Origin of the sequence: Oceanobacillus sp. J11TS1, from assembly GCF_018333215.1 — a bacterium.
GTDB lineage: Bacteria > Bacillota > Bacilli > Bacillales > Amphibacillaceae > Oceanobacillus.
In genome coordinates this window covers 1-12,547 of record NZ_BORO01000044.1, presented here as the reverse complement: position 1 = coordinate 12,547, position 12,547 = coordinate 1, and the positions used below count along the sequence as shown (strand labels likewise).

At 39.6% G+C, this 12,547-nt stretch carries 13 protein-coding genes; 6 read left to right on the top strand and 7 right to left on the bottom strand.

Annotated elements, in window-relative coordinates:
* Positions 1-419: 419 nt before the first annotated feature.
* From KI343_RS19165 to KI343_RS19150, 4 genes are all read left to right on the top strand, one after another.
* A complete protein-coding gene (locus KI343_RS19165) occupies positions 420-833 on the top strand; it encodes a hypothetical protein (protein WP_212928017.1) in 414 nt (137 codons plus the stop codon).
* A 227-nt stretch (positions 834-1,060) separates the two neighbouring features.
* Positions 1,061-1,810 (top strand): threonine/serine exporter family protein, encoded by a 750-nt coding sequence (locus KI343_RS19160; protein ID WP_212928016.1) that lies wholly within the window; start codon positions 1,061-1,063, stop codon positions 1,808-1,810.
* Positions 1,811-1,849: 39 nt separating this feature from the next.
* Complete coding sequence (locus KI343_RS19155; protein WP_212928015.1) at positions 1,850-2,308, top strand: threonine/serine exporter family protein; 459 nt, start codon at positions 1,850-1,852, stop codon at positions 2,306-2,308.
* A 239-nt stretch (positions 2,309-2,547) separates the two neighbouring features.
* Positions 2,548-2,817, top strand: a complete 270-nt coding sequence (locus KI343_RS19150) for a hypothetical protein (RefSeq protein ID WP_212928014.1) — start codon at positions 2,548-2,550, stop codon at positions 2,815-2,817.
* Between the two features lie 134 nt (positions 2,818-2,951).
* Here the strand turns inward: KI343_RS19150 and KI343_RS19145 are convergent, their stop codons facing one another.
* Positions 2,952-3,200: a helix-turn-helix domain-containing protein gene (locus KI343_RS19145; protein ID WP_212928013.1), complete on the bottom strand. Its 249-nt coding sequence runs from the start codon at positions 3,198-3,200 to the stop codon at positions 2,952-2,954.
* A 252-nt stretch (positions 3,201-3,452) separates the two neighbouring features.
* Positions 3,453-4,373: an RpnC/YadD family protein gene (locus KI343_RS19140; protein ID WP_244857132.1), complete on the bottom strand. Its 921-nt coding sequence runs from the start codon at positions 4,371-4,373 to the stop codon at positions 3,453-3,455.
* A 291-nt stretch (positions 4,374-4,664) separates the two neighbouring features.
* On the opposite strand from KI343_RS19140, the gene zwf reads away from it, so the two are divergent.
* A complete protein-coding gene (gene zwf, locus KI343_RS19135; protein ID WP_212928011.1) occupies positions 4,665-6,140 on the top strand; it encodes a glucose-6-phosphate dehydrogenase in 1,476 nt (491 codons plus the stop codon).
* A 72-nt stretch (positions 6,141-6,212) separates the two neighbouring features.
* Here zwf and KI343_RS19130 read toward each other — a convergent pair whose 3' ends face one another.
* From KI343_RS19130 to fabZ, 5 genes are all read right to left on the bottom strand, one after another.
* Entirely contained in the window at positions 6,213-6,506 is a 294-nt protein-coding gene (locus KI343_RS19130; RefSeq protein ID WP_212928010.1) for a hypothetical protein, read from the bottom strand.
* 327 nt (positions 6,507-6,833) lie between these two features.
* Positions 6,834-9,905: an efflux RND transporter permease subunit gene (locus KI343_RS19125; protein WP_280530156.1), complete on the bottom strand. Its 3,072-nt coding sequence runs from the start codon at positions 9,903-9,905 to the stop codon at positions 6,834-6,836.
* A gap of 3 nt (positions 9,906-9,908) precedes the next feature.
* The gene (locus KI343_RS19120; RefSeq protein WP_212928009.1) at positions 9,909-10,775 is read right to left on the bottom strand and encodes an efflux RND transporter periplasmic adaptor subunit; all 867 of its coding nucleotides are present in this window, start codon (positions 10,773-10,775) and stop codon (positions 9,909-9,911) included.
* A 539-nt stretch (positions 10,776-11,314) separates the two neighbouring features.
* Positions 11,315-11,587 (bottom strand): hypothetical protein, encoded by a 273-nt coding sequence (locus tag KI343_RS19115; RefSeq protein WP_212928008.1) that lies wholly within the window; start codon positions 11,585-11,587, stop codon positions 11,315-11,317.
* Positions 11,588-11,739: 152 nt separating this feature from the next.
* Positions 11,740-12,162: a 3-hydroxyacyl-ACP dehydratase FabZ gene (gene fabZ / locus KI343_RS19110; RefSeq protein ID WP_212928007.1), complete on the bottom strand. Its 423-nt coding sequence runs from the start codon at positions 12,160-12,162 to the stop codon at positions 11,740-11,742.
* A 121-nt stretch (positions 12,163-12,283) separates the two neighbouring features.
* Here fabZ and KI343_RS19105 point away from each other — a divergent pair, with 121 nt between their 5' ends.
* Positions 12,284-12,436 (top strand): hypothetical protein, encoded by a 153-nt coding sequence (locus tag KI343_RS19105; protein ID WP_212928006.1) that lies wholly within the window; start codon positions 12,284-12,286, stop codon positions 12,434-12,436.
* Positions 12,437-12,547: the final 111 nt, after the last annotated feature.

The window sequence follows — 12,547 nt, the reverse complement described above, 5'->3', positions numbered from 1 at the left end:
GTTCATAGGCCAAGCCCCAACTATGAAAAAAAGTGTTGACCTTACCACGAAGGCTACCATGCCCACCACTCCATGTAAAACCGGCGCACTACCTGGGGATTTACACATACTTATTGACAGTACCCTCGATCGGAGTGCTTTGGCCTTGATTTGGAGCGGTTTCTGACTCGGATGGAGCGCTTTGGCCTTGATTTGGAGCGAATTTTGACTCGGTTGGAGCGCTTTGGCCTTGGATTGGAGCGGAGTTAGCTTGGATTGGAGCGCTTTGGCTCTGTTTTGGAGAGAGCTCAGTCTGAGTTGGAGCGCGAGCCCGACTTTTCCCTAATTCAGAGCAAGATTGCCTGCTTTTTTTGAGTGTATGAATCATATTAGAGAAGTAATTATGATAGACTCAGATTAATAAAAGGAGGCGTTATGGGGTGTATTTGTATATTTTTGTATTAGCTGCTGTTATAGCTGGGTTAGGAATAATTCGTTTATTTAGGTCGGCATTAGATGATTTGTTGATGAATCCGGATGATTTCCAGCGTTATATGAATCAGTTTTTTACAAGAGTTGCTTTGGTTGAGGTTATACCAATTCTTATGCTTGTATTTGGTTTTGCATATTCACCGAGTGAGGAGCTGGTCATGTCTGATGCTGCTATTCCGCTTGCGATTATTGCTATTATCATTATTTTTAATATTTTTTATACTATTTCCCAACGGTCACCAGCAGGGAACATTGAAAAAGAGCTTGCCCAACGTATTCAGACATTCATTTTTATTACTATCGCTTTAGCAAATGCTATTCCTCTTATTGCCCTTGTATTTATATTAATGGTGGTTATTTAACCCTAATTAATTGGTAGGTATAAATAATAGGTCTCTTTTCTCGTCTAAGTAGGATAGACTCGATTTCTATTTCGGCGAGTTTTCTTATGTTTGAATCATGATGGATTGAGGGTAGGCTTGTTTATAATATTTGAAATTTTAACCAAAGGCTTTATTTCATTGCACTGTTTCCATATAATAAGATAATGCTATAGTTCTGGAACAAAAAGCGAGGGAGGGAAGTTTTGATGCAGTCATCTGTTACAGTGGAAAAGATTTGTTTACTAGCTGGTAAGATTATGTTAGCTTCTGGAGCGGAGACTTATCGGGTGGAGGATACAATGAATCGGATTGCCCAGTCCTATGGAGTGGAGAATCCACAAAGCTATGCTACGTTAACTGGTTTACACTTCTCTCTAGATTATACATCCAACAGCTATTTCTTACGGATTACCAAGCGAGCTACAGACTTACATAAAATCGATAAAGTGAATCAGCTTTCCCGGGAAATTGTTGCGACCCAGATGCCATTGGAAACTGCTTATAACAAACTAAAGACTTTAGAAAAAAATGTGCCGACTTTTTCTTTAAGCTTCCAGGTTCTTGCGGCAGCCCTGGCCAGTGGATGTTTCTCTTTAATGTTCGGCGGGACTTGGCCGGACTTTTTACCAGCTTGTCTTGCTGGAAGTATTGGGTACTTAACCATGACTCTTTTTGACAAAATTATTGAGATTCGCTTTCTTGCAGAGTTTATCGGATCATCATTTATTGGTTTAACAGCTGCATTCTGTTTTCTGATTGGCTTTGGTGGTAGCTTAGATATGATTATTATCGGTGCAGTCATGCCACTTGTTCCCGGGCTCCCTATTACGAATGCGATTCGTGATTTAATGACTGGTCACCTTGTTTCCGGTGTTTCCAAAGGGATTGAGTCACTACTTACTGCCGTGGCAATTGGAGCGGGGGTTGCAATGGTCTATGGTTTTTTCCCTGTTTAAAGGACATTAATTTCATTTTTGAATGGAGGGTAGCGTACTATGTTAGAAATCATTGTTCAGCTTATAGCCAGTTTTATTGCATCTGCAGGCTTTAGCGTATTATTCAATGCGCCCAAAAAATCATTAATTCCATGCGGTCTTGTCGGTATGGCCGGCTGGATTTTATTTTATATTCTTAGGGATTTTCATGTGGATATCGTTGCTGCAACCACATTTGCGGCGGTTCTCGTCTCCATTCTTAGTCAAATTTGTTCACGTATGTTAAAACGTCCGATTATTATTTTTATAGTATCTGGCATTATTCCTCTTGTTCCTGGCGGTGTTGCCTACAATGCCATGCGGAACTTCGTTGAAAATGATTATAATACAGCGATTCAGCTTTCTGCCCAAGTTATGTTGATGGCTGGGGGCATTGCTATCGGTTTAATGTTTTCACAGGTTATTAATCAGATTATGGTAAAGCTGCATAAGGCAAAGCATGCTAATAATAAAGTTTAATAACTCTTTGAACTCCTTTCTCTATGCCTTCTTTCACTCCGATATAATACACAGCAATGTATTTATAAATCTTGATTATTTTATCGATCTACCAAGGTTTTTTTGGTGTCAATTTTTAAGAAACAAATTACAAATTTACGTTGTCTTTTTTTTATAATTTCATATGGATTATTGAACAGGAATGGCTAAGGAAGTATTATACTAAAAGTGTAAAGACTAGAAAACTTGGAGGGAGAAATTTGAAAGTTAACAAAATCACGCTTACTCTTCATACTGTTTTCTCTGGATTAATTGCAGTTTTCCTATCTATGTTTTTGGCATCTGGCTCTATTGGGGAGAATTATACAGATGATACGTTTGTGGCCCCAATATTTTTTCTTATAATAGTAATTTGGGTAATCGGTGTATTATTTCTTGCGTTTAAGAAATTTCATACGTCTATTAAAGTAATGTGGCTTTCGATTCCGCTTGGACTGCTTATTTCGTTCCCGTTAGCAATTGTTCTATAAGTATTTTCAGAGAAAGTATTTGAAGGTTAAGACAGTATGTAGCAATCTTCTGCAATCGAATGCACTGATTATAGAAGATCTTTTGTGTTGCCTATAAAGCCAAAATGGAGCGAGTTTATCTTATAACTATTTTCCTACTCCCTTGCAAGCTTCTCAATTTCCTCTTTGCTTAATTTTGTAATTTCTGCTATTTGGCTGATTGGCATTCCTTTTGCAATCAATTCTAATGCTATTTCCTGTCTACCTTCCTGTCTTCCTTCTTGCCTTCCTTTTTCTATACCTTCCTCGATCCCTTCCTGTTTCCCCTTCTCAAAATAGGAATTGGGCAGCTGAAGCACTAATTCTTTTTCTCTTTCCGGTAAGTTATCGATTTTCTCCATCATTTGCGCTTCCTCCTTTTCGTTTAGTTTTAAACGTATGATCAAAAACGGCCTCCCTATAGACCATCAACCAAATAGGCAGTTATTGGCTGTTGGAACTCCCATATATATTTCTTGAATTTTCTATATTCTTGAGGTAGGAGGCTAACAGCCAGTTACACTGCGATACTCATCTGGCTGATTAATCCTGTCACGATTTTGTTATCTGATTGAATAATTCTTTCCTGTTTTCTTGATTAATTGCAGCTCATTTACCTACTCGCTTGCAAGCTTTTCAATTTCCTCTTTACTATATTCTGTAATTTCTTCTATTTGAGTAATTGACATGCCTTTAGCTATCAATTTTAAAACTATTTCTTGTCTTTCTTTTTCTATTCCCTTTTCTATACCTTTTTCTATGCCTTCCTCGATCCCTTCCTGTTTCCCCTTCTCAAAATAGGAATTGGGCAGCTGAAGCACCACTTCTTTTTCTCCTTCCGGTAAGTTATCAATTTTCTCCATCATTTGCGCTTCCTCCTTTTCGTTTAGTTTTAAATAGGCTTCGAAAAAGCCATACAAGAATTCCATCTTGGCAGGGTCTATTTGCATACGGCTGATCATGCGCAGGAATTCCAGCTTCACCTGAACACGTTCATGCTCTTTATACCCCATCTGACTGAGTAATGCTGCTACGGCCGGGTTATCTGATTGAATGTATTTTTTCCAGTTTTTCTTTTTTAAGTGTAGTTGTAAAAAGTTAAATTGAAGTACATTTTGATGAGGGGTATTTATTCTGAATTGGGTTGGTTCTTCTTTTTGTCTATTATAACTCAAAACAGCAATGGGTTGAATAGGTTTGCGGTGTTTTGCGTAGAGGTAGCTGAAGTATAAAAACATTCTTTCGGGGAAATCAGCTTCATGAGACGATTGGGCTTCCGTGTGAATATGGAGGATTTTGTCCTCATGGTTAAGCTTTACCTCTGCCAGAAGGTCGATTTCTTTCTTGGTGCCCTTGATATAGTCTAAATATACTTCCTGCTCTAAAAATGTGACCTCGGAGAAATCAATGTAGGGGTGAAGATCGGGGAAAAATCCTTCGATGAACTCTTCGAAAAACTCTTTAATCAGCTTTTTAAACAGCCGATCATGCTTCATGTAGTCTGCTTTTTCTTCTAAAATAACAGGTGCTGCGAACAAATAAACACTTCCCTTCATTAAATTGTCTTTATTTTAACAATCATTACAAAATAATGCTAGTTTTATTTCAGAGTTTATACTGTCATTTAGCTCCACGACACATTCCGCATTTATGCCATTTCCCTATAACAACGTTCAGAAAAGTCAATTTATTAACCCGTCGTACAGGTAAATATATTGACAAAGACACAGTTTATTCTGTAAAGTAAATGATTAATCCCCTTCTACTCTTTAGGGTATTTTTTAATGTTTTTAACATCGTTACTAACTAAAGAATCGAGGAAAAATATCATGAGTGAAACTATACAACCAAAAGCAACTATCGTCATTTTCGGAGCAACTGGTGATTTGGCAAACCGTAAATTATATCCATCGATTTATCGCCTTTATAAGAGTGGTAAATTAGATGAGAATTTTGCAGTGATTGGTCTTGCTCGCCGTGGATGGGACAATGACATTATTCGAGAAAATGTTGAGAAATCTATCCAAGGATTAGTTACAGAGGATGAAGATGTATCTGCGTTCACTTCTCATTTTTACTATAGACCTTTTGATGTGACATCTGCGGATTCATATAATGATTTAAAGAATATGGTAGAGTCTCTTGAAAAAGATTATCAGACGGATGGTAACCGCCTATTCTACTTAGCGATGGCTCCGGACTTTTTTGGAACCATTGCGAATGAGCTCAAAAACCATGGCTTAAAAGATACGCCAGGTTGGACAAGATTAGTTATCGAGAAACCATTTGGACATGATTTGCCATCTGCGAAGAAACTAAACAAAGAGCTTCAAGCTGCTTTTAATGAAGACCAAATTTACCGTATTGACCATTACCTTGGGAAAGAAATGGTCCAAAACATTGAGGTTATTCGTTTTGCGAACGGTATTTTTGAGCATTTATGGAATAATCAGTTCATCAATAATATTCAGGTTACAAGCAGCGAAACACTTGGTGTAGAAGAGCGTGCGCATTACTACGATACATCGGGTGCGACAAGAGATATGATTCAAAACCATATGCTGCAAATGGTCGCATTGCTTGCAATGGAACCGCCGATTAACCTCAGTACGGAAGAAATTCGCTCCGAAAAAATAAAAGTATTGCGGGCTTTACGTGCGGTAAAAGAAGATAAAGTTGATGAGTATTTTGTCCGTGGACAATATGGTGCTGGAACGATAGATGGAAAAGAAGTAGTCGGTTATCAGGATGAAGTAGAAGCACTAAAAGGATCCGAAACAGAAACCTTTGTTGCCGGAAAACTTGTTATTGACAACTATCGCTGGGCCGGTGTTCCTTTCTATATCCGTACGGGGAAACGTATGAAAGAAAAATCAACCAAAATTGTGGTGGAATTTAAGGATATTCCAATGAACCTTTATCATCGAAAAGATGCTTTACGTAATCCTAATTTACTTGTCATTAACATTCAGCCAAATGAAGGGATTACCCTGCATCTGAATGCAAAGAAAACAGGCAATGGTAACTTAACGGAGCCGATTCAGCTTGCTTATCATCAGGATGCGCAATCAGGTATTAACACACCAGAAGCATACGAAAAACTTCTCTATGACAGTATGCTTGGAGATGCAACGAACTTTACCCATTGGGATGAGGTTGCATTATCTTGGGAATTTGTAGATCGAATATTAGCTAGCTGGGCACACGAGAAACCTGACTTCCCGAATTATGAATCTGGATCCATGGGACCGAAAGCCGCAGATGAACTGCTTGCAAAAGACGGATTTCGCTGGTGGCCTGAGTAAGGCATTTTAAATATGCGTTTAAGAGAAAAATCGGATGACTTTTACATCATCCGATTTTTTGTTATCTCCTATTTAATATTTACGGGGTTGGAATACAGATATAATAAGTACGATACATGTAATCCAGTGCAAAATCATTCCGACAATTGGAATAAAGCCGAGAATGCTTGTGATGATTCCTAAAACACTCCCTGCTATCCATCTGCCATCACGTTTGGCTATAATCAATGTAATGATATGAAGTACCAGCATCACAAATAATGGTGTATAACCAGAACCCATAATATACATGCCGCCAAAGAGAGGGATTCCTAATAGTCCTTCAAATATTCCCGTTAATAATTGCATAAATTGCGATAATACCATTTTCCGCACCTTCCTTTCTACTTACTTATAGCATACCCGATTTTTGACAAAAATGAACAATTTTTTTCTCCCTAAATGCGTTTTCAAAAAGTTCGATAAAAAGGACCAAGAAGTTCGAGGCAGCGCAGATTTGAGCAACGGTTTTAATAGGCCGAGTAATCGCAGGCCTCAACGGAGTGTATGCAACTAATACATGAGTAGCGGAAAAGCAAGCTAACGAAGAAATTCGCAGTGTCACTTTTGTGGGACTTTTTGAACATCCTAAAAAAAGAAAAAGAGCAGCCCCGCAACTCATCTTCCTCACCTTGCTGGAGCTGACCCCTTTTTTTAACCTTTTGCTTCCTTCTTACGTTTTCTTCTTCCTTTTACCTTTTTCGTCATGTTATCAAAAATAAGATAGATAACTGGTACGAAGAATAATGTAAAGATGCTAGAAACCGTTAATCCAAAAATAATTGTTACTGCTAATGGCTGTTGTAATTCTGCTCCTTCGCCGATACCGAGTCCTAATGGAATCATCGCTAGGATGGTTGTCAGAGATGTCATGAGAATCGGGCGCAATCTAGAGCGTCCTGCTTCAACAATCGCTTCTAATTGGTCCATGCCTTGTCTCCGCAGTATATTGATATAGTCTACGAGAACAATGGAGTTATTTACTACAATACCGGCGAGCATGATGATACCGATAAAGCCGGCTACACTGAGAGATATATTTGTAACAAATAGCCCGCCGACAACGCCAATGATTGTTGTTGGTAATGCAAACATAATGATAAACGGCTGTAATAGATTTTCAAATTGTACTGCAAGAACGATATACACTAAGAAAATCGAAAATACTAATGCCAAGCCAAGTTCTGTAAAGGCTTCTTCCATATCAGCTGCTTGACCGCCAATGGTATAGTTGTAGCCTTCAGGGAAGTCCATCTGGTCAAGTTGTTTTTCAATATCGGATACAACACTGCCTAAATCACGATCGACTACTCCTGAGCTGACATTCATCTGCGCCTGCTGATTTTCTCTTAAGAGACTCTGTGGTCCTTCTTCCTGCGTTAGGCTCACAAGCTCTTCTAATGGAACAGCCACTCCTGTCGGCGATTGAATCGTCGTATCGAGCAGGTCTTCGATACTTGTGCGTGTATCTTCTGGATAATAAAGGCTTATATCCACTTCTTGGCCTTCTTCACGATATTGGCCGACTACCCGCCCTGTAAATTTCATTTCTAGCTGACTGGTGATTTGTGCTGCCGAGAGACCATAGCTAGTTGCAAGGTCTTCATCTACGCTAATCTCCATTTGCGGAATACCGTCTTCTGCAGTAGATGAGGTATTCGTTACACCTGGTATATCCTGAATTTCTTCTAACACTTTCTCCGATAAATCGAATAGTACGTCGTTTTCTGGACCGTTTAATTGAATCGTGATTGGATCACCCATCTCCATGCCGCCATCCATGGCAGATGCGGCGATTTCTGCGCCTGCAATATGCTGCACACGTTCATCAATTTCTACCATGATTTGCTGGGTTGATTTATCACGTTCCGATGCTGGTATTAATTGCATGGTATAGGTCGATTGATTCTTGCTTCCTGTAAAATCAGCAGCTCCGATAGTAACATAGCTGACATCCATATATTCCTCGTAGTCTTTTAAGATGGCATCGATTTGTTCTGTAATACCTGCCGTGTAGGATAAGCTGCTGCCAGGCGGTGTTTCCACCGTAATTTGTGCCTGCCCCTGGTCGGCTGATGGCATAAATTCCATACCAATGCGTGGGATAAGGAACAGACTGCCTACAATGGCTAAAATCGTTACAAGCACCGTCGTTTTTCTAAACTTTAATACTTTCTTTAATCCGTTGCCATAAGCATCTTTTAGCCAATTCAAGAATTGATCAAACCAATATCTTTTGCCGGAACCTTCCATGACATTTGCTAATAATTTGGAAGACAGCATTGGCACTAAAGTAATCGCAACGACTAACGATGCTACTAAGGAGAAGGATACTGCAAGTGCCAGCGGTGTAAATAAATCCGCTGATAAGCCTTCTACAAAGATAATCGGCAAGAATACGACTAATGTCGTTGTGGTTGATGCGATAACGGCTGGTGCCAGTTCAATGGATCCTTTGGTTGCTGCATCAAATAGACTGTATCCTTTTTTTCGGTAAGAATAAATATTCTCCAAAATAATAATCGAGGAGTCCAGCATCATACCTATTCCTAAGGCTAATCCGCCTAAAGAAAGGACATTCAATGTTTGACCTGTAAAATACATGAGCGTAAATGTGGCAATAATAGCGATTGGTATAGATAATCCAATAACGATTGTCGCCCGGATGCTTTTGAAGAATAAAAGCAAGATAATAAAGGCAATGGCTCCTCCGATTAGAATATTATTTAATACGGAGTCGATGGACATCTCGATAAATTCGGATGTATCAATAATTGTTTTTAAATCCAAGCCTTCTGGAAGATCCTCGGTAATTCCTGGCATCGCGTCTTTAATATTCGATGCTACTTCTACGGTGTTGGCATCCGTTTGTTTCATTACAGAGAGCACAATGGAATGTTCCCCATTTACCTTTGTTTCCGAGGAAATATCTTTAAAATCGTCGCTCACGGTTGCGATATCGGAAATTCGGACAACGCCGCCTGTTTCTGTCTGAATTTGTGTGTTTTCAATATCTTCTATTGTTTTAAATTCGTTGACGACACGAATTTGTAAATCTTGGTCCCCTTGTTCTACGGTACCAATGGAAGAAGAGCTATTCGTACTTCCGAGCGTCTCCATGACAACTTGCGGAGATAAGCCGTATTGCGCTAAGCTTTCTTCACTTAATTCAATTTGAATCTCTCTTTCCAAGCCTCCCTCAATTGTTACGGAGGCTACTCCTTCTTGTCTTTCAAAGAAAGGAACGATTTGCTGGTCTGCTATTTCCGTTAATTCAGCTAAATCCTCACCAGTTAACCCTAAATACATTACTGGGAGCGATTCTGGGCTAAAACGAAGAATACTCGGCTCTCCTGCTCCTTCTGGTAAATATCCCTTCACTTGATCGACTTTTTCTCGCACATCCAGCAGAGCTTGGTCTAAATCCGTCCCGTTTTGGAACATCATCACCACAAGGGATGCACCGGATTGAGATTGAGATTGTACGGTATCTATTCCTTCCACTGCACTTACTGTGGATTCAATGGGTCTACTGATTAAATTCTGTATATCTTCTGGTGCTGCGTCTTGATAATTTGTAGCAACCACAGCTACAGGCAGATCTATTTCAGGGAAAAGATCGACCGCAAGATTACGAAGTGACATGAATCCTAAAGCAAGAACAGCCAATACGATCATAATGACACCAATTGGTCGTTTTACAGATGTTTTTATAAGCTGCTTCAAAATCTATTCCCCTTTCACTACCTCGACAGACTGACCGTCCTCAAGTCCTGATTGACCTGTTATCACGATTTCTTCCTCTGCTTTTATGTCCCCTTCTACCGCTGTTTGCTCGGACTGCATAGCGTTAACAGAAACCGCACGCTGTTCCACTTTCTCTTCATCCGTTACCACAAATATAAAGGATTCGCCATCTGTTTCTACAATGGCTTCCGTCGGCACTAATAATTTATCTGATTCTACGGTTTCATTCACAGATATCTTAGCAACCGAACCCAAAGCAAAGGAAGCATCCTCAGCTTCAAATGTTGCGGTAACAGGATATAGTCCTGTATCATCAGGAACTCGATCCATATTTGTGATGGTTGCCTTCTTTTCTTCGCCACGAATTGTTACGGTTACTTCATCATCCATATGCAGGTGCTGAAGCATGCTTTCGGATGCATTTCCTTTGACCTTCCATTCATCGGTATCCGCAATCAGCATAAAAGGTTCCTCTGGATCAATATTTTCACCTTCTGCTGCCTGGATTTGAATGACTTCTCCCGCTTCAGGAGCTTCTACCGACTGCACATTTCCGCTATAAGTCAGTTCTGCGACCTTATCATTCTTTTCTACTTTATCTCCAGTCTTCACCTCTAATGTATCTACTTTTAGAGGCTGTTCCACCATAATTGGGGTCATCTGGGCAGGTTCAATACGTGCTTGAAATGTTCTTTCCCGCGTTAAATCGCCCTCTTTCACCTTATCTGTTTGTACCGAAGTAATCATTTCTTCTTGTTTCTCTTCCGCAGATCCATTTTCATCTTGTGTACAAGCCGCTAAGATAAGCAGTATAAAAATGAGTCCAATTGCTCCAATTCTTTTTCTCATAGCTGTGTATGTACCCCTTCCATATTTTTATCTAGAAATTAAAGCCTCTCTAGTTTTTAAATAAATTGCACTCCTCTATGTAGTACGAAAGTTTTGTTCCTTTCGTTTCAAAAAAAGCTCCTCAACTTAGTATATCTTTTCCAAAATCCGCTCGCAAACTTGATCTGCCCGAATGCGCGAATTGGACGTAGAACAGATTGGGAAGCCCATTTTATCTTATCATCTTACGTAGCGTTAGGCGCAAGTAGAATTGTTTTCGGATGATGTCTATGTTAGAAAGAATGCTTCAAAAGTAGATTCTACTTGGCTATTATTCTATAAATATTTTTTGAGAAAACTGGTGCGTTCGATAATGGATGGTGATATTTGAAATTATTATCTATAGCCGTTGCCGTTTTTTTACATAAATGAAAACATGAGATGAGGGTTAAGGATAGCGAGGTGGGAGCATGGAGATAATATGGATTTTCTAGCAATAAAAAAAGAAGAAGGTAATGGATGAAAGAGGTCATTCCCTTCTTCTTATTATTTAGAGTGGCTTAGCGATTTTCGTCTTCTTGAGGACGTTCATTTTCGTCTCCGTTATCCAAATCATTGGTGTCGTTCGTATCATTTGTGTCATTTGTATCTGTATCGTTTGTATCGTTTCCATCCATTTGATCATTTTGCTCATCATTAAATTCATCATCTCTTTCTTCCTGATCCATGGTTGGATTATCATCTGTCGGCTCATCATTATTATCCGCACCACATGCAGTCATTAATGTAAGAGCTAAAGCAGAAGCCCCGATTTTTAATAATACGCTTTTCATAAAAAATCCTCCTTTCTGATATTACCTATTGCTCGCACTTAGGTTAACCCAGAAAAGAGAATTCATACTTTATTTGTCATTTTTTATGTTGGAAATTTTTAACGGCATTCCTTGCCCATGATAAAAAGAGTGATAAAAGGAGATTATTTTATTTATTTAATAGCAAATGTAATCTCCGCTTCACAAGCCACCTCGCCATTTACAGTCGCAACACCCTTACCCTTTCCAATCGGGCCCTTCATACGAATAATTTCTACCACAAGTTCTAATTGATCTCCCGGCTTCACCTGACGTTTAAAGCGGCATTTATCCACCCCAGCTAAAAAGCCAATTTTACCCTTATTCGCCTCCATATTTAAAACAGCAATCGCACCCGTTTGCGCAAGAGCTTCTAAAATAAGCACACCAGGCATCACAGGATAATCCGGAAAATGTCCAGGGAAAAACGGCTCATTCGCCGTAACATTCTTGATTGCCGTCACCTTCTTCCCCTCCTCTATCTCCTTCACCTGATCTACTAATAAAAACGGATAACGATGCGGAATAACCTCTTTAATTTGTTGAATATCCATCATTTTTTTCTACTCCTTTATGTAGTTATGTATTGCCATTATAGCTGATTTAGAAGTTGATGGAAATGAAAAGCATGAATTTGGGAGGATATTGAAGGAGTTGTTTGGTTTGGGATGGGGTTGTGTGGGGAGCTGGGTGGGCTGGGCTGGAGCGACTTTTGGCTGGGGTGGAGCGGGTTCAGCTGGGATTGGAGCGCTTTTTTCCTATTTTGGAGCGGGTTCAGCTTGGGGTGGAGCGCTTTTGACTATTTTGGAGCGGGGTGGGTACTGTCAATAAGTATGTGTAAATTCCCAGGAAGTGCACCGGTTTTACATGGAGTAGTGGGCATGGTAGCCTTGGTGGTAAGGCCAACGCTTTTTTCCATAGTTGGGTCTTGGCCTATGAACC